The organism is Acetobacter sp. DmW_136 (assembly GCF_008690365.1).
Classification (GTDB): domain Bacteria; phylum Pseudomonadota; class Alphaproteobacteria; order Acetobacterales; family Acetobacteraceae; genus Acetobacter; species Acetobacter oryzifermentans.
In genome coordinates, this window is the sequence record NZ_VHON01000070.1 from 68,099 (window position 1) to 93,257 (window position 25,159).

A 25,159-nucleotide genomic window follows, 5' to 3' on the forward strand; every position below is an offset into this window, starting at 1 on the left:
CAAAATCAGACAATATGTTCACCAGCATATTTGCCGGGCGGCAGGCGGTGTCCGTTTGTTACGTTAGAAACACATCTTGCCAGGATGTGCTGCTGGCCTGTTTATAGAAAAAAGACCGTTGGAGGCTTCTTACCGCTTTCCGTGCGGCCCGGACAGGAGAAAAATATATGGAGCAGAAGTCTGCCCCCTCTGTAACATCGGCATTTACGCGATGTTTACCGCTAGACAAGCTACAGGCAGCACCGGGGCTTAAGCGTGTTCTGGGGCCGGGAAGCCTTGTAGCGTTGGGTGTTGGCGCCACAATTGGGGCTGGACTATTTTCTCTTACCGGCATTGCCGCTTCTGAAAATGCTGGACCTGCTGTGGTTCTTTCCTTTTTTATTGCAGCCATTGCCTGTGGCTTTGCCGGGCTCTGCTACAGCGAACTGGCCAGCATGATCCCCATTGCGGGAAGTGCCTATACCTATGCGTATGTCACGCTAGGCGAAATGATGGCATGGATTATTGGTTGGGATCTGGTGCTGGAATACGCCGTGGGCGCGGCCACTGTTGCAGTTAGTTGGTCTCGGTATGTGGTGTCCTTATTGGATTCGTGGGGGATCGTGCTGCCCCCACGGCTTACGACCTCCCCCTTTGAAACCGTGCAGATGCCTGATGGCAGCATGGTTTCAGGGCTGATGAACTTGCCCGCAGTTTTTATTACCTGCCTGGTTTCATGGATCCTTATTCGCGGGATCTCGCAATCCGCTATGGTGAATGCCGTTGTGGTGGTCATCAAACTATTGGTGATTACGGCGTTCATTGGCTTTGGCATCCACTACATCAACCCGGCCAACTATCACCCCTTTATCCCACAAAATACAGGCACCTTTGGGCAGTATGGCTGGTCTGGCATCATGCGCGCTGCGGGCACCATCTTTTTTGCCTATGTGGGGTTTGATGCCGTTTCCACCACAGCGCAGGAAACCAAAAACCCGGCGCGTGATATGCCCATTGGTATTTTGGGCAGCTTGCTCATTTGCGCGTTGGCTTATGTTTGCTTCTCTTTTGTGATGACCGGTCTGGTCAATTACAAAGACATGCTGGGAGATGCCGCCCCGGTAGCCACAGCCATTAACCGCACGCCCTATACATGGCTGCAACTTGCTATCAAAATTGGCATTATTTGTGGGTTTACATCCGTGCTCATGGGTATGCTTTTAGGCCAGAGCCGCGTGTTTTTTGCCATGTCCCGCGATGGTCTGCTGCCCCCCATGTTTAGCGCCACACATCCAAAATATCAGACACCTTGGATGTCCAACGTCTTTTTCATGCTTATCATCTGCCTGCTAAGCGCGTTTTTGCCCATTTCTGAGCTGGGGCACATGACATCCATCGGCACGCTTCTGGCTTTTATTCTGGTATGCGCTGGCGTAATGATCCTACGCCGCAAGGCACCTGATCATCCACGTGCCTTTCGGGTTCCCGGCGGAGACATTATTCCCATTCTGGGTATTCTCTCCTGCGGCACGGTCATGGTCTCGCTGGATGGACTGACATGGATCCGGCTGGTCGTATGGCTGGCCATCGGGATGGTGATTTACCTTACCTATGGCCGTTACCATAGCGCATTAGCGCGACCCAGCATTCCGCCAGACAGGGTTGCATAAAGCGCACAGGCGCGCATACTTCTAGGCAGCATTCACCCGTCTGTCCCGCCCGCCGTGGTTGGGGTTCTTTTAAGCACCCCTCCACGCCCGCAGGCAGCAGCAAGGAGATCCTGCCCATGATGGCTGGCCGTTTTCCTCTGGCTCGCCCCCGGCGCAACCGGATTGATGATTTCACGCGCCGCTTGGTTGCTGAAAATACGTTGGGCATCAACAACCTCATCTGGCCTATCTTTTTTATGGAAGGCACCAACACGGTTACCGAGGTGTCCTCCATGCCCGGCGTACACCGTGTAACGCTGGATAAACTGGCCGCACATGTTGAGCCCGCTGCAAAGCTGGGCATTCCGGCTTTGGCCCTTTTCCCCATTACGCCCACAGAAGCGCGGGATGAAAAAGGCACGGAAGCCACAAACCCAGATAACCTGATGTGCCGGGCCGCCCGCCTGCTTAAAAAAGAATTTCCAAACGTCGGGCTGATTGGTGACGTAGCACTGGATCCCTACACCAGCCACGGCCACGATGGCCTGATTGAAAATGGCTACGTGGTGAATGATCCATCCGTAACCATTCTTTCCCAGCAAGCAGTAAATCAGGCTGCTGCCGGTGTAGACATTATTGCCCCATCAGACATGATGGATGGCCGTATTGAGGCTATTCGGCGTGATTTGGACGGCAACGGGCTGATTAACACCCGGATTATGTCCTACGCGGCCAAATACGCCAGCGCATTTTACGGCCCGTTCCGTGATGCTCTGGGGTCTGGCGGTATGCTGAAAGGTGATAAAAAAACCTATCAGATGGATCCTGCCAACAGCGATGAAGCCTTGCGTGAAGTAGAAATGGACATTGCTGAAGGCGCAGATATGGTGATGGTCAAACCCGGCCTACCGTATCTGGATATCATCCGCCGTGTGAAAGATGAATTCCACGTGCCCACCTTTGCCTATCAGGTATCTGGTGAATATGCGATGCTGATGGCTGCCATCCGCAACGGCTGGCTGGATCATGAACGCGCCGTTATGGAAAGCCTGCTAGCCTTCCGCCGCGCGGGTGCCAATGGCATTTTAACGTATTTTGCTATTGAAGCTGCAGAACGTATCCGGGCATCTTTCGGCCAATAAGTTGCCAGTCAATATCACGACATATGGGCCAGAGCTTTCTGGCCCATAATTTTGTTGCGGGATCATTTCTCCCCATGACGTCATCGCAAGACAGGCCGCATTTTTTCTACACCGCGCCACCCGGTGCCTGTCCGTATCTGCCCAATCGCATTGAGCGTAAAATACTGGTGGATCTTGCAACCCCGGATGCCAACTTCCTACACAGCCGCCTTTCCCATGCCGGTTTCAGGCGGAGCCATACCTTGGCTTACGCACCTATTTGCGATGGTTGCTCTGCCTGTATTCCTATTCGTTTGCCTGTCAGAAATCTGACGCCTCATCGCACACAAAAACGCGTAGTCCGGCGGAATGCTGATCTTATGCGCAGCCTCCTGCCCCCTACCGCCACAGACGAACAATACACACTCTTCCGCAGATATCTGGATAGCCGCCATTCCGATGGTGAAATGGCGGGCATGTCCATGCATGATTACCGGATTATGGTGGAAGAAACGCCTGTAGATACGCGACTTGTCGAATTTCGTACACCAGACGCCACCTTAATGGCCGCCAGCCTGATTGATGTTCTGGAAGATGGGCTTTCTGCTGTTTACAGCTTTTATGAGCCTAACTGCCCTCAGCGTTCTCTCGGCAGTTTTGCCATTCTTTCCTTGGCAGAATTAGCCATGCAGATGGAGTTGCCATACCTGTATCTGGGGTATTGGGTGCCGGGCAGCCCTAAAATGGCTTACAAAGAACGCTTTCAGCCCGCAGAAATTTTGCGCAATGGCACATGGCAGAAGTTGGATCTAAACTATCCCCCCAAAACAGAAAGGGCCCATCCGTTTCCGGAAGGCCCTCTGTTCTAAGTGGCAGTGCTTAAGGCTTTTTACCCGCCCAAGGTGGCGCAACTTTGCCAACAGCCGCGCGGCGGCTAACCCAATCTTGCAGATCAGCAAACTGGCGCACACGTGCAGTGCCCGGCCAGTGCAGCCCATCTGCGGCGGTAAACACCACAGCTTGGCGCAACCCTCCTCCATCCGAGTATTTCTGCAAAGCCACACCAAGGCCGCGCGCCATGACGGGCAACTGCTCCAATGGAAAAATCAGGAACCGCCGGTTATCCCCCACAACGGCAACATGGTCTCCTTCTGCGGGTACACATATGCGGGCAAACTCGCCTTCCTTCAGGTTCAGCACCTGTCGGCCCGATCGTTTTTCCGCCACCAAGGCTTCTTCTTCCACCAGCATGCCACGCCCAGCGCTTGAGGCCACCAAGCGGCGTTTGCCATCTTCTATCGGGAAAACAGCCAGAAGGTCTTCATCATTGGAAAGGTCAATCAACAGGCGAATAGGTTGCCCATCCCCGCGGCCTCGCGGTAGATCGGCCCCTTTTACGGTATAGGCTCGCCCATCTGTTGCAAAGAAGCAAAGCCTATCTGATGTCTGGCAAGGAATAGCCAGCTTGAGAGCATCCCCTTCCTTAAACTTCTGATTTTCCAGATCAACATTATGGCCTTTAACCGCACGCACCCATCCTTTTTGAGAAAGGATCATGGTGAGTGGTTCGCGCTCAACTTCTTCCACCACGGAAATATCAACAGGCTTGGGTGCAGAAAGGATAGTGCTTCTACGCTCACCCAAACGCCCTTTCCCGAAAGCTTTGATCATGGTCGTTAATTCGCGCTCGATCGTTTTCCAGCGCTGTTTTTCACTATCAAGCAATGCCATTAATGCTGCTTGCTCGGCAGAAAGCGCATCATGCTCCTTGCGGATTTCCATTTCCTCAAGGCGCCGCAAACTCCGCAGGCGCATGTTGAGCACGGATTCCGCTTGCAAATCTGTTAGCTTGAACGTGGCTATCAGGCTGGCCTTGGCATCATCCTCTTCCCGAATAATGCGAATAACCTCATCCAGGTTAAGATAAACAGCAAGGAAACCCGAAAGAATTTCCAGCCGCCGTTCCACCGCTGTCAATCTATGGCGGCTTCGGCGTTCCAGCACTTCATGCCGATGGTTCAACCATGCCTGAATAACCTGCTTAAGCCCCATTACACCGGGTGAACGATCCGCCCCCAGCACATTCATGTTCAGGCCAAAGCGACTTTCCAGCGGTGTGGCGCGAAACAATGTTTCCATCAGCACTTCTGGTTCTATACCGCGTGTTTTGGGCTCCAGAATCAGACGAATTTCATCCGTACTTTCATCACGGATATCCCCTAGCAGAGGCAGTTTTTTCTGATCCAGCAAATCAGCAATCTGCTCAATCAGGCGAGATTTCTGCACCTGATACGGAATTTGCGTAACCACAATATGCCACGTACTAAAACGGCCCTGTTCAACCTCCCACCGCGCACGCATTCTAAAGCTGCCACGGCCTGTTTCGTACGCCTGCAAAATAGCATCCGAATCTTCCACAATCAGGCCACCGGTGGGAAAATCCGGCCCCGGCATAAGCTCTAGCAGCTCCTGCGTAGTGGCAGAAGGTTTACGCACCAACAAAGCAGCAGCAGCGCAAACTTCTGCTGCATTATGGGGCGGAATACTGGTGGCCATACCCACAGCAATACCTGCCGCACCATTGGCAAGCAGATTGGGGAAAGCCGATGGAAGCACAACGGGTTCCTGCTCCTCACCATCATAGGTGGGGCGAAAATCTACGGCATCATCTTCAATGCCGTCCAACAGGGCCACGGCAACTTCTGTCAGGCGAGCTTCCGTGTACCGCATGGCGGCCGGGTTATCACCATCAACAGAACCAAAATTCCCCTGCCCTTCTACCAGCGGGTAACGTGCGGCAAAATCCTGCGCCAGCCGCACCAGCGCTTCATAAACAGAGGCATCACCATGAGGGTGGAACTTACCAATAACATCACCCACCACACGGGCGCATTTTTTAAAACCAGAAGCCGGATCTAGCCGGAGCTGATGCATGGCATAAACCAAGCGCCGATGCACCGGCTTAAGCCCATCCCGCACATCCGGCAAAGAGCGGGACATGATGGTGGAAAGCGCATAGGCCAGATAACGCTCACTCAGCGCCTCTGCCAGTTTTGTTTCCTCAATATGTCCTGCGGTTTCGCTCATCTGCCATCCCTGGAAAGCTGTGCATGATCCATTAAAAACAAGACATACAGCCCTCGTATCGGTTGTGCCAGTCTTACGCTACTCGGTTATAGGTGTTTGGTCTGCCAGAACACGCATTTCCAGCCGATCATAGAGCCGTTGGCGTGCTGCGGGTAAGGGTAAATGGCGCTGGCCAAAGGCATCGCGCGCCAGAAAATGGCCTGTTAGGCGTAAACCTGCCAACCAATCTGCCGCACGACCGGTTTGTTCTGTATCTCGCAAAAAAGACGGAAGTGGCAAAAGCCGATCTTTCCACTCTCCTGCACCTTCCTCACTAACTGCGCGCCCCGTACGTGGTGAGACATAATGTAGATTTTCTGTGCTGCCGGTAACCGCACAAGCGGAAAGATCCAGCCCAAAACCTAAAGTTGCCAGCAGTGCCATTTCCCACCGCACTACGTGTGGCATACCTTCCCGTTCTGCAACAACAGGATCATACCCCAAAAAGGTAAGTAAACGCACAGTTTCTGCAAAAAGGAATGGGCAAGGATCAGCTTCTGGCAACGTAACATCCGCCAACACACAAACAGATTGCACCATGCCCAGCGCTAACGGAGCATCCAGCAATCGTGCAGCACAGGCGTAAAGTAGCTCGCCAGAAATTTGTAATGGTGCTGCGGCGCTGCGTTTATGAAAGCTGGTTTTAACCACATTGCCCGGTTGCCATAGGGCGCGGCCCGCTTTACTGGCACCGCCATAGGCTATACCCCGCAGAGGGCCGTAATCTTCTGTTAGAACGTGTATGCGTGCGCTGGTTTCGCCCTGCACACCTGCAAAAAGCACAAGGGCGGGAGCCTCCTTTTCATAGGAAGTCCCGCCCTTGTCCATCACTCGGAAAGCTCGACCTTAGACGCCAGCAACCTTGGCGACTTCAGCGGCAAAGTCATCTTCTTCTTTTTCGATGCCTTCACCCAACTGGAAGCGATCAAAGCCAACCAGCTTAACGCCAGCTTTCTTCAGCACGTCTTTCACGCGGGTTTCGCCATCATGCACCCATACCTGCTCCAGAAGCACAACTTCTTCGTAGAACTTACGGATGCGGCCTTCGACCATCTTTTCGATGATAGCTTCTGGCTTGCCGGAAGCGCGGGACTGTTCAATCAGCACTGCGCGTTCACGTTCAACTTCTGCCGGATCAAGGCTGGTAACATCCAGAGCGGAAGGACGTGTGGCAGCAACGTGCATGCCAACCTGACGGCCAAGCTGTTCGATAGCTGCATCAGCGGTCGGGGCTTCAATAGCAGCCAGAACGCCAATCTTGCCCAGACCGGGGCGCAGGGCACCGTGAACATAGGTAGCAACCACGCCAGACGGCACAGTAAACACACGTGCCCGACGCAGGGTCATGTTTTCACCGATGGTTGCAACCAGATGCGTCAGTTCATCAGCAACGGTACGACCGGTTTCCAACGTGGCAGCCTTAATGGCTTCCAGATCTTCACCAACCTTAAGCGCAACTTTAGCAACGGATTCCACAAAGTTCTGGAAGGATTCGTTACGAGCCACAAAGTCGGTTTCAGCGTTTACTTCAACCATGGCAGCCACTTTGTCTGCAGAGGCAACGCCTACCAGACCTTCAGCAGCAACACGGCCAGATTTTTTTGCCGCAGCAGCAAGGCCCTTAGTACGCAGCCAATCAATAGCGGCTTCAATATCACCGTTGGCTTCGTTCAGTGCTTTTTTGCAGTCCATCATGCCTGCGCCAGTTTTTTCGCGCAGTTCCTTGACCAGTGCAGCCGTAATTGCCGCCATAATTCTATACTCCTTGAAAAACCCGAACGCGCCCTCTTAGGGGCGCGAACCGGAATATTCCATGGCCTGCCAATGCAGGCATTCATGCAGGAAAAAACAGCCCGGCATGATAACCGGGCTGTTTGTGTATTCCGTTAGCTTGCAGCCGGTGCTGGTGCCGGTGTTTCTGCTGCCGGAGCGGCTTCCAGAGCAGGCTCAACAGGCAGTTCTTCAGCAGCGCCGATATCCTGACCGGAAGCGCCCAGTTCTGCGGAAATACCGTCCAGAACAGCGGAAGAAACCAGATCGCAATACAGGCCGATAGCGCGGATAGCATCATCGTTACCCGGAATCGGGAAGGTAACACCACGCGGATCGGAGTTGCTGTCCAGAATAGCCACAACCGGGATACCCAGCTTGTTGGCTTCTTCAATGGCCAGCTTTTCCTTGTTGGTGTCGATCACGAACAGGATGTCCGGCAGGCCACCCATTTCCTTGATCCCGCCCAAGGAGCGTTCCAGCTTGTCGCGCTGGCGGGTCATGTCCAGAATTTCTTTCTTGGTCAGACCAGCGGTTGCGCCGTCCAGCGTTTCTTCAATGCCACGCAGGCGCTTGATGGAACCCTGAATGGTCTTCCAGTTTGTCAGCATACCGCCGAGCCAGCGGTGATTGACGTAGTACTGACCGCAACGACGAGCTGCTTCTGCAATCGGATCCTGCGCAGCACGCTTGGTGCCAACAAACAGAACGCGGCCACCACCAGCAACAGTGTTGCGGATAGCCTGCAGAGCACGATCAAGCAGGCCAACGGTCTGCTGCAGATCAATAATATGAACCTGGTTGCGCACACCGAACAGGTACGGCGCCATGCGCGGGTTCCAGCGACGGGTGTGGTGACCAAAGTGAACACCAGCTTCCAGAAGCTGACGAAGGGTAAAATCAGGCATCGCCATAAGCGTATTCCTACCTTTCTGGTTATTCCTCCGCGAGGCGTTACCCTGCCGGACAGGCAGAGCACCAGATGGTGTTTTCCTCGCGTGCGTTATACTCCCGGCCTTGACCGAGCGCGGCCCTTATGGCCGTTTTTTTGCGCTCGGACAAGATAAAAAAACGCTCTTTTCAGGCTGCGTCTTCTGCCTTGGAGACTGTTTCTTCTGGATGGGCGTATTTGTTAGGCACACCACTACGCGCCAGCAGAGCACGAAGCGACTTTACAACAGGGAACACTTCAACGTTGTGATCTCCGCCCAGTTCACGCCATGCGTTCTGTTCCATTTCCACAATTTCGCGGTCTTCTTCAAAGATGCGATGTGTGAAAATACCCAGCGCAGGCCATGCCAGATTGAGCAGGAAGTTCCATTTGGGTTTTTTAACAGAAAGCAGACCAAACGCCTGCGTAACCTGCTGTGTTTCACCCAGCGGCACATAGGATGTCCACAAATCCATGATCAGATCGCCATCCTTATCGTGAATCTGGAGTGTCTGATATGGATAGGTGGTACGGATGGACACAACTTCTTCAACCGGCTGCTCCCGGCCTTCGTAGTCATGATGCTTGCCAAAAATCAGGGCTTCAGCCAGCGGCTGATTACCACCTTTACGGGCAAAGCTATAGCGTGCTTCCAGGAAATCATCACCCTTATCCTGCCCCAAAAAACGCGCTGTGATGGAGCCCATCTGCCGCCGATGCAGGAACTGATGGTTCATGTCCATCAGGTTTTCATGCATAAAGGTGTAGTGGCATTTCAGCCGCGGGCTGAACATACGGGTTTTGTATTCCGGGTTCCCCACCTGCGCCACGTCTGGCACGGGCACTTTATCAGCCAAAGCCGGATCACCGGGGAAGATAAAGATCAGACCGCTTTTTTCACGGCAAGGGTAAGACTTAACCGGACGGCCCACCCCTTCCTTGTTCAGATAAGGCACGGTTACACACTTACCTGCGCGGTCAAATGCCCAACCGTGGTAGCAGCATTTTACACACCCCTTATCATCCACAACGCCCTTGCTCAGCGGCACCTGCCGATGTGCGCAACGGTCTTCCAGCGCATAAACAGGCCCATATTCAGGGCGAATAAGTGCAATGGGGTGGCCAGCATAACGCGCGGCAAATGTTTTGCCGGGGCGCACCTTGTGCGACCACGCCACAGGGTACCAGAAATTAGGATCACAATCGATCTGCCGAAGATCATAATGCGGCGTATTAGAACCGTCCGCCTGTTTTCCCTTGGCCTCTTCCACCAGCATGACGTCACCCTTTCAGAATCCAACAAGGCTGATGCAGCAGGAACAACATCACCTTAAAAACATGCCTATGCCCACGTGCCCTACAATTCCGCATCACGAAACTGCCTGAACAAACATGGGCGGGGATGACGCCTTCAAGATATTGAAGCTGCTTTTTGCTCAGCCCTGCCGCGCCATCACATGGGTGGGAAGGTTAGCCGATTTTGTACGCTGCGCCCAGATGCAAACAACCAACCAAGCTGTGCACTGGCCGCAACGGTCCTATCCTGCCAGACCACATACCTCATAGAAACAGGCACTCTTCATTGCATTATTGCGGGGCGTGATTTTCCAGAAGATGCGTAGAAGACGGCTGATTGTTACCGGGGATTGTCTCACTTGGGCTTTCCATCACCTCGGATTTCTTGCCATGCGGGGTATGGTGAGGATGGTATTCCTTAACCGGATGAGCCGGGTTCTTGCCATCGTTAGAAGGCGGTTGCGTGCCGGGTTGCTCATCTACCGTGCGTGGGTTGCTCCATAGCTTTTTAGATGGATCAACATGCTCACCATTCGGCCCTTCGGCCGCTTTTGAGGGAGCCTTCCCCTGCTGGGAAGCAGCGCCCTCGGCTGTAGGCGGCGTACCACTATTATCCTGCGCCATAGCCAATGCTGGCATCACACTTAAAGACGCGCCAAGCAGCATAGAAGTTAAGATTTTCTGCATGGGATATTCCTTTTAATCAAATGAGGTATCCCGTTTTCCAACGCCAGCAATTTGGAAGAGTTGCAAATTTTATTTTTTCAGAATTTCCCTTATTTTTCTACAAGATTCTGGATGGCATGAGAGCGCTTTTCCATCCAAATGCGTAACAGTGCGCAAGGAAAGGCTGTTTGTTAAATACACCCCTTGCGCTTTTACAATATCTTCGTAACAGACAGGCCGCTCTTGCATTACGCCCGCATCTAATAGCAGCTTACGGGCAATGCCTGGTAAAGCGCCTTCTGTAACAGGAGGCGTTATCAATCCTGCCTCTGTTTGCATAACAATATTACTAATTGTGCTTTCCGCTATATGCCCTTGCATATTTAGTAAAAGGGCATCATCACAGCCTTTTCGCTCTGCTTCCTGCCTTGCTACAATACCGGGCAAATAACTGAGCGATTTAATACGAGAAAGTGGGGAAAGCTCATCTCTGCGCACCAGCTCACTCACACACACACGAACAGACTGCTCCCTAAAAACACCGGCAGCACCTGTTATAAAAACTGTTGGCTTGCAGTGTTCTGGCGGCAGCAGGCCGCGTGGCGCCACCCCGCGCGTTACAGTCAACCGGACAGAGCCATTCTCAAAACCAGCACATGCCAAAAACTCCCGGATCGCCTGCAAAGTATTCTCTTGCTCTGGAACAGGTAACCCCAGAACTTGAGCACCATTACAAAGACGCTGATAATGCCATAAAAAATGCGACACTGTGCCGTTCTTTATACGCAAAGTTTCAAACAACCCGTCTCCCAATGTCACGCCACGATCTAGCGGGCTGATAGCAGCTTGGTCTACGGGATATATTTTGCCGTTTAACCAGATAATACTCACGCCTGCCCCCAGAACTTCTGAAATGGTGCAAATTTCAGGCGCATTTCTTCATATTCCTTTTCTGGGTCAGATAGAATGGTTACACCACCCCCAACACCAATACTCAGATGATTTTTGGAATGCTCCAAACTGCGAATAATTACGGAACTGTCCATACTGCCATCTATTCCAATACGAAACACAGTGCCGCAATACGCACCTCTGGCAGAGGCTTCCAGCTCATCTATAATCTGCATGGCCCGATATTTCGGGGCTCCTGTTACAGATCCTGGGGGCAACGTTACTTTCAAAAGATCAAAAACATCTTTATCAGGCAGCAACTTTCCACGAATTTCTGAAACCAGATGATGCACATGCGGAAACTGCTCTACCACCAGCAGGTCTGGCACATACACGCTGCCTATTTGTGCCATGCGTCCGATATCATGCCGCATGAGGTCAACAATCATCAGGTTTTCGGCACGCTCTTTTTCATCATGTAGAAGTGCATTATGCCAAAACGCATCTTCTTCTGGCGTTTGCCCTCGTGGTGCCGTGCCTTTGATTGGCCGTGATGAAACACAACCATTCGCATCCACTTTCAAAAATCTTTCTGGGGAAGAAGATAGCAGCGCAAAATCTGAACCGCATGACAAATACGCACCAAAAGGTGCTGGTATTTGCTGCCGTAACGCACGATAGACCTCAGCACTCAGCACATTTTTGGCCATTTCCGTTGTATAGCGACACGTTATATTCGCCTGAAAAATATCTCCCGCAGCAATATAATTCCGTGTTTGCGTAACGCTCTGACAATAAGCTGTATGATTTTGGTCTGGAACAAACGGCTTGGTTACATGTAGCTTATATGATGGAACACGCTCAGGAAGCATGTTCCATTCCCTTATAGACTGCGCCACATTGAGTTCATTCACAAAAAAACTTGACATTCCTGCAAGAAACACACGTTTTTCAAAGCGATCCCAAATAAAGGCATGATCATACATACCTGCCGCCAATGCGGGTGTATTCCGGTCTTTATGGCGAGATAAAACGCCTTCCAGAATCATTCCCATTTGATAACTGGCAAACCCAATAAGACCACCCCAGAATGGAATGCCTTGCGGGCATGATCTACCTGCAAATTCTTTTAATTCATCATGAAAAATACGTAGAATTTCAAAAATATCATCAGAAGAAATTATCGGTTTTTTTGTACCATCCACCTCTATTTCATGAGGCCAGGCCACCACTGTATGGCATGGGTTGTGGCAAAAAATCTGCCATCGGCTTCGATTATCTATCTTGCCGCCACTATCCAGAAAAGCACACCATGGCTGTTGCCCCCATGCCGATAAAACAACATCGGGCTCCCTCCATTGTAGCTCCTTTACCTGAACCAATGTTAGACCTGTTCTACCCGAGAAACGCCAGAAAGTGTGCGCAACCTTTGCCCTAAAACGGGTGTAACCTTGTAACGGCCTCGTAGGCGCACCTCTACATCGCAACTATCTGCAACACCCGGCAACAAAACAATCCGCCCTGCTCCGCCCTTTTGTGGTTCCAGAATAGCTTGCAAATCTGGCAAGGCATCGGGCTTTTCTAACCATACCCGCATTTCGCTTTGTCCTTGTGCCGCAGCGGCTTCCAAATCCACAATATCTGTAGCGGTAAGCCGCAGAGCTTCGCCTTCCAGCTTTAAATCGGCTGTTACAAGTATAGCGGTACCAGCTACCAGAATATCACGCACACGCGTCAGCACTTCCGAAAAAACAGTTACTTCGCAACCACCAGATGCATCGGAAAGGCGTACCCATGCCATTTTATTACCTGTGCGGGTTGGGCGTTCCTTTTTATCCACCACACAGCCAGCAATTTTAACCCGGCCACCACCCAGTTCCGCCGCTGTTAACAACTGAGAGGTACGCGTAACACCCAAACGGCGCAGTACCGAACCATAAGCATCCAACGGGTGGGCTGTCATATGGAAGCCAATAGCTTCTGCCTCCATCGCCAGACGTTCAAATTCTGGCCAATCGTGCCCTTCCACCAACCGCAGAGGCTCAACTTCACCAGGGCCACCAAACAACCCAATCTGGCCAGAAGCTGCCTCCTGCGCCTGGCTATGTGCCCGCCTTAGAATAACATCTGCTGATCTGAAAACACGGGCCCGGTTTTTATCAATACATTCAAACGCACCAGCTTTTGCCAGATTTTCCAACTGCATCCGGTTGATGTGCTTGGGATCAATACGGATTGCAAAATCTGCTAGGTTTTTGAAAGGTTTTTCTCCCCTCACCTCCACCAGAGATTCCATTGCGCCATAGCCCACCTTTTTGATGGCAGCTAGCGCATAACGGATTGCGTATGTTCCATCTGGCTGTTTTTCGACCGAAAAATCAGCTTCTGATTTATTGATATTTGGCGGCAACACTGCAATGTGCATCCGCTCTGCTTCCTGACGCAAAGCAGCAAGTTTTTCTGTACGTTCCCGCGCCAAAGACATGCAAGCAGCCAAAAAGGCCACTGGATGGTTAGCCTTCATCCATGCTGTTTGGTACGAAACAAAAGCATAAGCAGCGGCATGAGATTTATTAAAGCCGTAATCTGCAAACTTAGCCATAAGGTCAAAAACCTCAACGGCTTTATCACGGTCAATCCCGCGCTTGGTGGCGCCTTCTGTAAAAATTTCGCGCTGGTGATCCATTTCCGAACGGATCTTTTTACCCATGGCACGACGTAACAAATCTGCGCCACCCAGACTGTAGCCAGCCATTTTTTGGGCAATCTGCATAACCTGTTCCTGATAGACCATGATGCCATAGGTCTCTTCAAGAATATCGCGAATTTCCTCGTGCGGGGGTTCCCATACCTCTCCGTGTTTTCTACGGCAATAATCGGGAATATTCGCCATTGGCCCTGGGCGATACAGCGCCACAGCTGCAATCAGGTCTTCTATGCGGGTTGGGCGCATTTGTTTAAGAACATCGCGCATGCCCGCGCCTTCAAACTGGAAGACGCCAGCGGTATCACCCCGCCCCAACATTTCATACGTTTTGGGGTCATCCAGCGGAATGTGGCTGAGATCTACATCCTTGCCCATACGGCGGATGAAATCGACACCCCGTTTGAGAATAGTGAGTGTTGTTAAACCAAGAAAGTCGAACTTAACGAGACCCGCCTGCTCAACAAACTTCATGTTATATTGAGTGACGAGCGTATCACTTTTCGGGTCTCGGTACAGCGGCACAAGCTGCACAAGCGGCCTATCGCCTATCACCACCCCGGCCGCATGCGTACTGGCATGGCGGAAGAGCCCTTCCAACTGCTGGGCTATTTCCAGCAGCCTGCGCAGGGCCTCATCATTATCACGCATTTCCTGCAGCTTGGGTTCACCTGCAATGGCTTCTTTTAGGGTAACCGGTTTGGCAGGATTGTTAGGGATAAGCTCTGCCACACGGTTAACCATACCATACGGCAAACCCAGCACACGCCCAACATCGCGCACGGCAGCACGCGCTTGCAGCTTACCGAAGGTAATAATCTGCGCAACACGGTCTGATCCATATTCATGCCGCACATAGGAAATCACTTCGTCTCGCCGATCCTGACAGAAATCGATATCAAAGTCAGGCATGGAAACGCGTTCTGGATTTAGAAAACGTTCGAACAGCAAATTAAACGGAATAGGGTCAATATCCGTAATGGTAAGCGCCCATGCAGCCAAAGACCCCGCACCAGAACCACGGCCCGGCCCAACCGGTATGCCATGCGCCTTAGCCCACTGGATAAAGTCCGCCACGATCATGAAGTAACCGGGGAACCCCATTTTGGAGATAATATCCAGCTCGAAACGTAAACGTTCCTTATATTTCTCTACTGTTTCTGCATCCAGCTTCATGCCGGACATACGGTGTTCCAACCCTTCCCACGCCATAGCACGCAGGGTTTCATCTTCTGTCGCGCCTTCTCTTACCTTAGGGCAAACTGGCAAAAGCGGCTTGCGGGTTTCCACCTTAATGGCGCAGCGGCGGGCTATTTCCAAAGTGTTGTCACACGCATCTGGCAAATCGGCAAAAAGTGCGCGCATCATTTCCGGCGGCTTGAACCAATGCTCCGGCGTTACACGAAAGCGGTCTTTTTCTGCCATCGTGCGCCCTTGAGCGATGCACAACAGGGCATCCTGTGCTTCGTACATTTTTGGTGTAGGAAAAAAGCACTCATTCGTTGCCACTAATGGCAAACCAAACTGATCGGCCAACGTCAGCACGCCCGGTTCCACAGCTTTTTCAACACCTAATCCATGCCGGTGTAGTTCTACAATCAGCCTGTCACCAAAGGCTTCATGCACACGGGCCAGCCATTTTTCGGCATCTTCCGTTTGCCCTTCTGCCAGCATCTGAAAAAGTGGCCCACGTGTGCCACCTGTCAGCAGCAACAGCCCCTCTGCTTTCTCACATAGCAAATCCAGAGAAACAAAAGGGTCTGCCGGATCTGAATTTTGGAACCCGGCTGAAGAAAGAAACTGGAGATTCGCCAACCCTGCTTCATTCTGTGCCAGAAGCACTACAGGCTCGGCGGGGGCGCCGGGTTTGTCATTACGCGCAGGCAGGCCGATCTGGCTGCCAATAATAGGCTGAATACCGCTTTTGGTACAATACTGAGAAAATTCCAACGCCCCGAACAGATTGCCTGAATCTGCAATACCCACAGCAGGCATGTGCATTTCCTTCGCCAGCCCCACAATATCGGGCACACGAATGGCCCCCTGGCTAAGCGAATAGGCAGAATGAACACGAAGATGAACAAAATCAGCGTAAGACATGCGTCTTTATAGCACAGACTTGAAGCTTTTCACTCTGCCTAAAGTTTTGTTTCAAGTTAGTCCCCACGCGTGTGGGGAACACCCAACGAGCACGACCTTATTTACGGAGCCAGCCGGTTCATCCCCGCGTGTGCGGGGAACACGAGATGGGCGAGTTCAATTCTAATTACATGATCGGTTCATCCCCGCGTGTGCGGGGAACACATCTACCATTGCATCATGTGCGCCTATCAGTTCGGTTCATCCCCGCGTGTGCGGGGAACACGGTCAATTGCTCTCATTAGCCTACCAATCCGGCGGTTCATCCCCGCGTGTGCGGGGAACACCATGGCCAGCTTACGGGCATCATCACCAAACTCGGTTCATCCCCGCGTGTGCGGGGAACACTCTTTGTGGAACCATTTGATTCCATAGCATTATTTTACTGTCAAAGAATCCACCAACCATAAAAGGGCCCAGCCACTTCTGGAATAGTGGCACATTCACGGATACATTGCAGCACTTTGCAGTTTGGAACACTTATTCCGGCTGACTAAAATACTGGCGTTCAGGATTCATCATGCAGATTGTAAAAACCAAAGCAGAACTGGCAGCTCTCAGCACCAGTTGGCGGAAAGATGGCCAGACTATTGGCTTTGTGCCGACCATGGGCGCACTTCATGCAGGCCATATCTCACTTATAAATGCGCTGGATGGCAAAGCCTCCCGTCGAATTGTGTCCATTTTTGTAAATCCTATCCAATTCAACAACACCAATGATTTCCAGCATTACCCGCGCGGGCTGGAAGATGATGCTGGCCTGCTACGCAATACCGGCAAAGTGGACGTACTTTACGCCCCAGATGAAAGCCAAATGTACCCTCCCGGCTTTGCAACTCGTATAAGTGTCTCTGGGCTGGATACTATGCTGTGTGGCGGAGACAGACCCGGCCATTTTGATGGCGTTGCCACTGTGGTTACCAAACTGTTTTTACAAACACGCGCCAATATCGCGGCCTTTGGTGAAAAAGATTACCAGCAACTCTGCCTCATCAAACGCATGGTGCAGGATTTGGATCTACCTGTAGATATTTTACCCGTGCCCACTTTGCGAGAAGCAGACGGGCTTGCCCTTTCATCCCGCAACCGCAGGCTTACGCCACAACAACGCCAACAAGCCACGCTCCTGCCCCAAGCCCTAAAGGCATGCCTTGCAGCCATGCGGAACGGCACAAATGTAGAAAGCAGCTTGGCCACATGCCGTGAAGCATTAAAGAATGCAGGCTTTCACGTTCATTATCTGGAACTCCGCAATGCGGAAAATCTGGCACTTGCCCCTATTGCCAGCAAAGATGCACGTTTGTTTATAGCTGCCAGCTTAGGAGACATCCGGCTTATTGATAATATGCCGTTTGCCTAACTTTGGTTTTCCATAAAACTTTTTCCACTATAGCAGAGAACCCAAAATCATGAGCATCAAACGTCTTGCTCCCGAAGAACGCTTAACAGGCGCTGTTATCCATAATGGTCTTGTTTATCTGGCTGGCCAGATTGCCGATGATTCCACATTGGATGCAGAAGGCCAGATGGCTGATATTCTACAGCAGGTAGATGCCTTATTGGCTGAAGCTGGCACGGACAAAAGCCGCCTTATTTCCGCACAGATCTTTCTGGCCGACATGAATGATATGGCTGGCATGAATCGTGCATGGGATGCATGGCTGGACAAAAACAATAAACCCGCCCGCGCAACGGTAGAAGCCAAACTGGCAGACCCCACATGGAAGGTGGAACTCACCGGAATTGCCGCGTTGCCTCAACCATAATTGCTTTAATAGTGGACGGCTGTTTTGCCAGCCGTTCACTACAAAAAACGAGGCATAAGCAAATGCTTTAATGCATTGATACAATTTATAAATTTTAAAGAGAAACAAGGCTGGCTCCCGAAGTAGGACTCGAACCTACGACCCAGCGATTAACAGTCGCTTGCTCTACCAACTGAGCTATTCGGGACCAGCGAGGGAGCATATAGCTAACCTAAATCGCGCCGTAAACCCCCTTTTTTATTTTTTTTCATATCTCCTCCATCACTCATAAAGCGACAGACACAGCAAGACATAGTAAACCTACAAAAATGAACGCCCAAGGTCCTTCCCAAACACGTCGTAATCTCCTGCTAGCCGGTATGGGCGGTATTGCCGCCATTGGCGGAGGAACCTTTTTGGCAACACGAGGCAAGCATCACACACACAAACAGCCCGATGGTGCTTATCGGCAGATCAAAATAGGTTGGCCAAATTCTGGATCGGCACCAGTTTTGGCTGTGGCTGCACAAAAAGATTTTTTTGCGCATTACAGCTTGGATGTAGATCTGCCCTTCGCCACCATAAATGGGGAAGACACCATTAATGCGCTGGCCAGAGGGGATATTTCCTACGCCGTAGCCCCTGCCCTTACGTGGCTTAGGCACCTTTATGCAGGGCTAAATGCGCAGTTGCTTATTGGGGTGCAGCCGGGCAATTTTCGGCTGTTAGTACGCCGCAGCAGCCATATTACACGGCTAGACCAGCTTATGGGCCACACTGTAGCCGTTATGGATCAGAACGCAGCAGATAAGCTGTTTTTTGCCATTATGATGCGCCGCAAAGGGCTAGACGCCATGAACCGCATCAACTGGCTGGATCTACCTCTCCCACAAATTGATGATGCCGCACGTAGCCAAAGAATTGATGCCGTTGTCGCGCATGATTATCAGGCATGGTGGCTGCTTCAATCCTTCCCTGATCTGTTTATTGAGCTAGCAGGCAGCAATACTGGCCACTATGCTGAGCGCACAAGTATGGTGCTTGGCGCCTCCAGTTCTGCCCTACAAGATGACCCAGATGCCGCCATTGCCCTTGTGCTGGCCCTACGTGATGCAGCACGCTGGACAGATACCCACCGCGATGATGCTGCAACCCTGATTGCGCCAGATATTACGGATCTTTCTGCAGCCAGCATACGCGCCATGCTACACAGTGAACCTGCTATCCGGCCCGTTATTGGCAAATCATTGCGCGAACAACTGGCGCAGTATTGTGATGAACTGCAACTGGTCAGCCTACTGCCCGACACAGAAGACAGCACAGAACTTGCTCATCATTATGCGCGGAATGTTTTGAAAGAATAAAGAAAGTGCAGGCACATTTTTAATTGCGCCTGCACTTTACTTGAAAGCTTTACTGCAAGCCTTCTACAAACTGAGCAATACGCTGGCAGGCCTCGCGCAGTGTTTCATCTGCCGTTGCGCAGGACAAACGCAAATAAGGTGAATGCCCAAAGGCGCTTCCTGGCACAGTGGCTACAAAAGCCTCTTCCAGCAAAGCTAATGCAAAGTCATGGTCTGTTTCTAACCGCTTACCGGCAGCAGTTGTTCGGCCAAGACACCCGGCAACACCCGGATACGCATAAAACGCACCATCGGGCATAGCGCAGGTAAACCCCGGAATGGCCCGCAATGCTTCCACAACCATCCGGCGGCGGCGGCCATATGTTGCCACCATTTCCTGCACCAAATCTGCCGGGCCATCCAACGCAGCCGCTGCAGCCGCCTGCGCTATGGAGCACACGCCAGATGTGGCATTGCCCTGAACACCCCGCATGGTAGCGATAAGATCTGCCGGACCGCCCGCAAAACCTACGCGCCAGCCTGTCATAGCATAAGCTTTAGAAACGCCATTGAGGGTAATGGTGCGTTCTTTTAGATCAGGCGCTACAGCGGCAATAGATGCTGATTTTGCACCATCAAACACCAGATGTTCGTAAATCTCATCTGAAAGTATCCAGATATCTGGATACTGCCGCAACACTTCCGCAATAGCCCGCAGATCATCCGCTGAGCAGACACCACCTGTTGGATTATTAGGAAAGTTCAACACCACCCAACGTGTGCGTGGTGTCAGCACCTTTGCCAGTTCATCCGCCTTCAGGCGGAAACCATCTTCCTCCCGGCAAGGTACAAAAACAGGTGTTGCACCAAACATACGGGCAATAAGCGGATAGCTGACCCAATAAGGCGTGGGCACCACCACTTCATCACCCGCATTCAGCGTGGCCATAAAAGCGTTGAAGATAACCTGCTTGCCACCGTTGGAGACCATAATCTCCTCCGGCTTATAATCCAGCCCGTTTTCACGCGTGAACTTGCGGACAATGGCCGCCTTAAGGGCTGGCGTACCATCTACGGGTGGATATTTGGTCTGCCCAGCCAAGGCGGCCTGATGGGCGGCCTCTACCACGGCAGGCGGTGTGGCAAAATCCGGTTCCCCCAAAGCAAGGGAGATAACGGGCTTGCCCTCCGCCTTAAGTGCGCGTGCACGGCGTGCCATTTCAATAGTAGCCGGTGCAGGCAAACCTTTTAGTCTATTCGCAAAAGACCGCGCCATATTTTACAGCAGCCCTTTGCAAAAGCGCTGAATACGTGCGCAAGCTTCGCGCAAGCTATCTGTATCCGTAGCATAGGAAATACGGATATGACCGGGGAACATGAAGGCCGAACCATGCACAGCGGCAACGCCTTCTTCTTCCAACAGAGATGTTACGAAATCTTCATCCGTTTCCAGCTTTTTGCCACCCGGAGACGTTTTGCCCAAGCATTTTTCAACTGTAGGGAACACATAGAACGCACCCTGCGGTACATCACATTCCAGCCCTTCGGCTTCATTCAGCATGGAAACAACCATGTCACGCCGCCCCTGATAGGTGGCAACCATTTCCTGAATGAACTCCTGCGGGCCGGTGAGTGCTTCCACAGCCGCGGCCTGTGCGATGGAACAAGTGTTGGAGGTGGACTGCCCCTGAAGTTTGTTCATGGCTTTTGTTAGCTCTACCGGAGCACCAGAAAAACCAATGCGCCAGCCTGTCATGGCATACGCCTTGGAAACACCATTCATGGTAACGGTGCGGCTACGCAGCAGAGGTTCCACTTCCACAAATGTAGCAGGGCGGAAGCCATCGTAAACCAGCTTGGCATAGATATCGTCTGTAAAGATCCACACATGCGGGTGGCGGAGCAGAACATCACACAGCGGGCGCAGGTCTTCGGCAGAATAGGCCACACCTGTAGGGTTACAGGGTGAGTTCAGAAAAAACCATTTTGTGCGCGGCGTAATGGCGGCTTCCAACTGTTCTGCTGTAATCCGAAAACCATTTTCACGCTTGCAGGGTACAATAACGGGCTTGCCTTCTGCCAACGTAACAATATCGGGGTAGGAAACCCAGCATGGTGCCGGAATAATTGCCTCGTCACCCGGATTAAGGGTGGACATCATGGCATTGTAGATAACCTGTTTGCCACCTGTGGAAACAATAATTTCCTCCGGCGTGTAATCCAGACCACTATCCAGCTTAAAACGCTCTGCCACAGCCTTACGCAGTTCTGGCGTGCCAGCAACATCGGTATAACGGGTTTGGCCGTTTTCAATCGCCTTGGCTGCTGCGCGGGAGATGTTTTCGGGCGTGCGAAAATCTGGCTCACCAGCAGAAAGGCTGATGATGTTCCGGCCTTCAGCTTTAAGTGCACGCGCCCGTGTCGAAATGACAATCGTCTGGCTCGGGCTGATCCTGTTCATGCGGTCAGCAACAATGCTCATGGTTCTCTTACTTTCCGACACTATGTTTTTCATGCCAGTTACCAGGACACCCTACATGCCCCTGAAACAGACATTCGGTTCTGGGCCGGCACAGTAATCCTGTTCGGCCTCCGGCGGAACCGGAGATTTCTCATACGCCGCGTTTTTTGTACGCAATTCAGCGTTTATCTCTCAAAAATGTGTGGGAAACCTGCCTTGCAGCGCACATCTTCCGCTGAAAGGCCTGCCTTGCGCATAGCCCGCACAGCCAATGCACCATCCCGCTTGGCCAGCCTGCGGCCTTCTGCATTACATAATAATGGATGAAAGCTATAGTCTGGCACGTTCCAGCCCATAAGGGCTTGCAATACGCGATGCAGGTCTGTTGCTGGGCGCAGATCTTCCCCGCGTGTTACCAGTGTAACGCCTTGGGCGGCATCATCATGCGTGACGCAAAGATGGTAAGATGCGGGAATGTCTTTGCGTGCAAGCACCACATCACCGAACAATTCAGGGTAGCATAAAACTGTTCCGCGTTCTTGATCCTGATACGTCAGTGGTGCGCCATGTGTGCATTGGTTTATCCATTGCAAGGCTTTGCTCATATTCAGCCGTAACATATGGGGTTGCCCTTGGCTGATGCGCTCCTGCCGTTCCTGATCTGAGAGATGGCGACACGTTCCGGGGTAGCACAAACTGCCATCTGGAGCCGTATGTGGGGCTGAGAATATGGCGGCACTTTCACGCAGGATATCAGAGCGCGTGCAAAAACAGGGGTATAGCACCCCCATTGTATCCAACCTCGCCAACGTTGCCTGATAGGCAGGCATATTGGCCGATTGCCTTAAAACAGGCCGAGCAGAACGCAAGCCTAACCATTCCAGATCTTGCAAAATGGCGGGAATAAATTCCGGCTTGCAGCGTTGGGTATCAATATCCTCCAGCCGTACAAACCATTCCCCATCCGGCTGGGCCTTTTGCCACCCATACAAAGCCGAAGCCACATGCCCCAGATGCAGAAAACCAGTGGGGCTAGGTGCAAAACGCGTTACCCACCCGGCATGCTTTGTTTGACTATTATGTAATAAATTGTTCATGTTTTTCATGAAACTATTACTAAACTCTCAAAAGACGCATCAAACAGACAGTCGTTTTGTTGCCTCACTCCCGAACCTCTGCAATACTACATGTAGTAATTACCTCGACGACGCACCTTTTGCAGGCAATCGGCTCCGAGTTTTACGATCGCAGAAAGATGCGCCCTCGAAGATAAGCCGAGGAGACAAGTCTTGCCTGACGGTAGTGCCCTCAACTTTCCTGCATTGGTTCTAAATGCAGATTTCCGGCCACTCTCCTACTATCCCCTTTCCCTATGGGCATGGCAGGATGCCATTAAAGCTGTCTGGCTGGATCGGGTTTCTGTGCTGAGCGAGTACGAGACAGAAGTACATTCTCCGCACCATACCATCCGCCTGCCCAGTGTAATTGCCTTAAAAGACTACATTCCCGCAGCCCGCAAACCTGCTTTTACCCGTTTTAATGTTTTCCTGCGTGACAACTTTTCCTGCCAGTATTGTGGGGAACGCCATCCTACGCAGGAACTAACGTTTGACCATGTTATTCCGCGCTGCAAAGGCGGCAAAACAAGCTGGGAAAATATTGTAACCGCATGCGGGTGCTGCAATCTGCGCAAAGGCTCTCATCTTCCACATGTTATCGGCATGTTGCCACGGCATCGGCCAGAACGTCCATCTTCGTGGCAGCTACAGGAAAATGGGCGCGCCTTTCCCCCCAACTATCTGCACGAAAGCTGGCGCGATTACCTGTATTGGGACACAGAACTAGAAAACTAATCAGGCAGCCACTTTTTAGCGCGTATAGCTGTACCCGTATTCATCTGCCTGTTTCTGAAGATCCGGAGCATCTTTCAGGTTCAGCGGAATCGGTTTTGCGTTTTTCTCACCAAACATAAAGTTATGGTTGGTCATGCGCTGGCATGTATTGGCGGCCAGCGGAAAGCTAAGATACATCGGCCCGGCCATTTGCTTGCGCAGGCAGGTAATATCCGTATCAACCAATGGCAGACGCCCCACCTCGGAAGAGCAACCACCCAGCAGGGTTAGGCCTACCGCTACAAACCCAAGGCGTAATGTATTTTTCATCTGCATAACGGATCAGCCACCTTGCTTCAGCATATTTGACAGCGGCTGGAGGCCGCGCTGGCGTGTTATTCGGAAACATTCATACTGCCAGCTTCTGCCTACCTCAGCTAGACAGGGAACATCACGCCCCCTGTCTGCCTGCCGCATGGCAGAACTGGCTAAAATGAAAAATGCCGCTTTTAGCTTACTTCGTAACCTGCGCCACGGATTGCATTCTGCAAGGAAGAAACGCCAGCCCGTGTTGGATCATACGTTACTTTCACTTCGCGCGTTGCCAGATTAACATCTGTGGCTTCTACACCATCAATAGCAGCAAGGGCGCGCTTGATAGCAGACACGCAGCCATCGCACGTCATACCATCCACCATAAAGCTTGCTGTGGTTTGGGTCATTTATCTTTCCCTTTATAAAATAACATATTTAACGTGGCCCGCCTTATAGCGCAGCTCTGGCCCAGACGGAATAAGCAGATAGGCAGTCTGCCATCCTGCATTCTCATGATATGCTGCCCGGATGAGCAGCCTTTCCATGTATTCCGGCCCCGACAAGATGCACACCACCCTATCTCAGTGGCAGGATATCCCCCTCCACCGCCTGATGTTAGCGACTCTTATAGAAAAACTGGAAAACAGGCTGCTTGCCAACCCCAGCGCCACACGTGTTCTGGAACAATGGATAAGCACTTACAATCTGGCCCCAGACAACAACCTGCATGCTCATCGCCAAACAGAAGGCACTGCACCCTGCCCGCCGTTCTTGTTGCAAACGCTATTAGGTGCCTGTGATACGCAAACAGAAGATGTGCATTACAGGAAGGTGCAACTTACCGCACATGGGAAGGTTTTTTCAGAAGCAGAAAACTGGTACATTCCGGCCAGATTATCCCCGGAAATGGCCACGCAACTGGACACAACAGATAAGCCCTTTGGGCTTGTTGTGGCAGCGCTTAACTTCTCTCGCCAACTTATCAAACGGGAAGGCCTGTGGTTTCCTCTTCCAGATCAATGGGAACAACATGGAATATCGGTTGGTTCAGGCAAGCCTATTGGCCTGCCGCCCTATCTGTTCCGCCATATGGCAGTGCTACGCACGCAAACAGGGCAAGCTTTTTGCGTGGTAATTGAAACCTATACCGCAGAAGCATTAGGGTTTCCGCCGCCAGCCATGCCAGCATAA

At 51.8% G+C, this 25,159-nt stretch carries 22 protein-coding genes and 1 tRNA gene; 8 read left to right on the plus strand and 15 right to left on the minus strand.

The genetic code is table 11. The features are described 5' to 3' along the window. The first annotated feature begins 167 nt into the window (after window positions 1-167). From FKW31_RS14750 to FKW31_RS14760, 3 genes are all read left to right on the plus strand, one after another. Entirely contained in the window at window positions 168-1,649 is a 1,482-nt protein-coding gene (locus FKW31_RS14750) for an amino acid permease (protein ID WP_006117460.1), read from the plus strand. A gap of 116 nt (window positions 1,650-1,765) precedes the next feature. Then, window positions 1,766-2,770 carry a porphobilinogen synthase gene (gene hemB / locus FKW31_RS14755; protein ID WP_006117461.1) on the plus strand — a complete coding sequence of 335 codons (1,005 nt, stop codon included), beginning with the start codon at window positions 1,766-1,768 and terminating at the stop codon, window positions 2,768-2,770. 74 nt (window positions 2,771-2,844) lie between these two features. Further along, a complete protein-coding gene (locus FKW31_RS14760; RefSeq protein ID WP_150178937.1) occupies window positions 2,845-3,618 on the plus strand; it encodes an arginyltransferase in 774 nt (257 codons plus the stop codon). A 10-nt stretch (window positions 3,619-3,628) separates the two neighbouring features. On the opposite strand, the gene parC is transcribed toward FKW31_RS14760, so the two are convergent. The 9 genes from parC to dnaE all read right to left on the minus strand — a co-directional run bounded on the left by parC (window position 3,629) and on the right by dnaE (window position 16,233). Further along, window positions 3,629-5,836 (minus strand): DNA topoisomerase IV subunit A, encoded by a 2,208-nt coding sequence (gene parC / locus FKW31_RS14765; protein ID WP_089179359.1) that lies wholly within the window; start codon window positions 5,834-5,836, stop codon window positions 3,629-3,631. 78 nt (window positions 5,837-5,914) lie between these two features. Then, window positions 5,915-6,703 (minus strand): DNA repair protein RecO, encoded by a 789-nt coding sequence (gene recO, locus FKW31_RS14770; protein ID WP_193562094.1) that lies wholly within the window; start codon window positions 6,701-6,703, stop codon window positions 5,915-5,917. 18 nt (window positions 6,704-6,721) lie between these two features. After that, window positions 6,722-7,627, minus strand: coding sequence for a translation elongation factor Ts (gene tsf / locus FKW31_RS14775; RefSeq protein WP_150178939.1), 906 nt, complete (start codon window positions 7,625-7,627; stop codon window positions 6,722-6,724). 134 nt (window positions 7,628-7,761) lie between these two features. Next, on the minus strand, window positions 7,762-8,559 hold the full coding sequence (gene rpsB / locus FKW31_RS14780) for a 30S ribosomal protein S2 (RefSeq protein WP_006117466.1): 798 nt from the start codon (window positions 8,557-8,559) through the stop codon (window positions 7,762-7,764). Between the two features lie 166 nt (window positions 8,560-8,725). Further along, on the minus strand, window positions 8,726-9,853 hold the full coding sequence (locus FKW31_RS14785) for an aromatic ring-hydroxylating dioxygenase subunit alpha (protein ID WP_150178940.1): 1,128 nt from the start codon (window positions 9,851-9,853) through the stop codon (window positions 8,726-8,728). A 310-nt stretch (window positions 9,854-10,163) separates the two neighbouring features. Further along, window positions 10,164-10,559, minus strand: coding sequence for a hypothetical protein (locus tag FKW31_RS14795; RefSeq protein ID WP_150178941.1), 396 nt, complete (start codon window positions 10,557-10,559; stop codon window positions 10,164-10,166). 69 nt (window positions 10,560-10,628) lie between these two features. Then, entirely contained in the window at window positions 10,629-11,429 is an 801-nt protein-coding gene (locus FKW31_RS14800) for an aminotransferase class IV (RefSeq protein WP_150178942.1), read from the minus strand. Beyond that, entirely contained in the window at window positions 11,426-12,811 is a 1,386-nt protein-coding gene (locus FKW31_RS14805) for an anthranilate synthase component I family protein (protein ID WP_150178943.1), read from the minus strand. Before FKW31_RS14805 ends, FKW31_RS14800 begins: the two co-directional genes overlap by 4 nt. Window positions 12,812-12,813: 2 nt before the next feature. After that, window positions 12,814-16,233 carry a DNA polymerase III subunit alpha gene (gene dnaE / locus FKW31_RS14810; RefSeq protein WP_150178944.1) on the minus strand — a complete coding sequence of 1,140 codons (3,420 nt, stop codon included), beginning with the start codon at window positions 16,231-16,233 and terminating at the stop codon, window positions 12,814-12,816. Between the two features lie 559 nt (window positions 16,234-16,792). Here dnaE and panC point away from each other — a divergent pair. Both panC and FKW31_RS14820 read left to right on the plus strand, forming a co-directional pair. Continuing rightward, the gene (gene panC / locus FKW31_RS14815) at window positions 16,793-17,632 is read left to right on the plus strand and encodes a pantoate--beta-alanine ligase (RefSeq protein WP_150178945.1); all 840 of its coding nucleotides are present in this window, start codon (window positions 16,793-16,795) and stop codon (window positions 17,630-17,632) included. 49 nt (window positions 17,633-17,681) lie between these two features. Next, complete coding sequence (locus FKW31_RS14820) at window positions 17,682-18,038, plus strand: RidA family protein (protein WP_150178946.1); 357 nt, start codon at window positions 17,682-17,684, stop codon at window positions 18,036-18,038. A gap of 111 nt (window positions 18,039-18,149) precedes the next feature. Here the strand turns inward: FKW31_RS14820 and FKW31_RS14825 are convergent. Then, a tRNA-Asn gene (locus FKW31_RS14825) sits at window positions 18,150-18,225 on the minus strand. Window positions 18,226-18,346: 121 nt separating this feature from the next. On the opposite strand from FKW31_RS14825, the gene FKW31_RS14830 reads away from it, so the two are divergent. Beyond that, window positions 18,347-19,381: an ABC transporter substrate-binding protein gene (locus FKW31_RS14830; protein ID WP_150178947.1), complete on the plus strand. Its 1,035-nt coding sequence runs from the start codon at window positions 18,347-18,349 to the stop codon at window positions 19,379-19,381. 49 nt (window positions 19,382-19,430) lie between these two features. On the opposite strand, the gene FKW31_RS14835 is transcribed toward FKW31_RS14830, so the two are convergent. From FKW31_RS14835 to gluQRS, 3 genes are all read right to left on the minus strand, one after another. Continuing rightward, a complete protein-coding gene (locus tag FKW31_RS14835; RefSeq protein ID WP_150178948.1) occupies window positions 19,431-20,636 on the minus strand; it encodes a pyridoxal phosphate-dependent aminotransferase in 1,206 nt (401 codons plus the stop codon). Window positions 20,637-20,639: 3 nt separating this feature from the next. Continuing rightward, window positions 20,640-21,842, minus strand: a complete 1,203-nt coding sequence (locus FKW31_RS14840; RefSeq protein ID WP_150178949.1) for a pyridoxal phosphate-dependent aminotransferase — start codon at window positions 21,840-21,842, stop codon at window positions 20,640-20,642. Between the two features lie 164 nt (window positions 21,843-22,006). Then, window positions 22,007-22,918 (minus strand): tRNA glutamyl-Q(34) synthetase GluQRS, encoded by a 912-nt coding sequence (gluQRS, locus tag FKW31_RS14845; RefSeq protein ID WP_150178950.1) that lies wholly within the window; start codon window positions 22,916-22,918, stop codon window positions 22,007-22,009. A gap of 192 nt (window positions 22,919-23,110) precedes the next feature. Between gluQRS and FKW31_RS14850 the strand changes: the two genes are divergently transcribed. After that, window positions 23,111-23,674 (plus strand): HNH endonuclease, encoded by a 564-nt coding sequence (locus tag FKW31_RS14850; RefSeq protein WP_006117478.1) that lies wholly within the window; start codon window positions 23,111-23,113, stop codon window positions 23,672-23,674. A 15-nt stretch (window positions 23,675-23,689) separates the two neighbouring features. On the opposite strand, the gene FKW31_RS14855 is transcribed toward FKW31_RS14850, so the two are convergent. Further along, entirely contained in the window at window positions 23,690-23,989 is a 300-nt protein-coding gene (locus FKW31_RS14855; protein ID WP_006117479.1) for a hypothetical protein, read from the minus strand. A gap of 173 nt (window positions 23,990-24,162) precedes the next feature. Next, a complete protein-coding gene (locus tag FKW31_RS14860) occupies window positions 24,163-24,375 on the minus strand; it encodes a heavy-metal-associated domain-containing protein (protein ID WP_006117480.1) in 213 nt (70 codons plus the stop codon). Between the two features lie 121 nt (window positions 24,376-24,496). Between FKW31_RS14860 and FKW31_RS14865 the strand changes: the two genes are divergently transcribed. Further along, the gene (locus tag FKW31_RS14865; protein WP_150178951.1) at window positions 24,497-25,159 is read left to right on the plus strand and encodes a hypothetical protein; all 663 of its coding nucleotides are present in this window, start codon (window positions 24,497-24,499) and stop codon (window positions 25,157-25,159) included.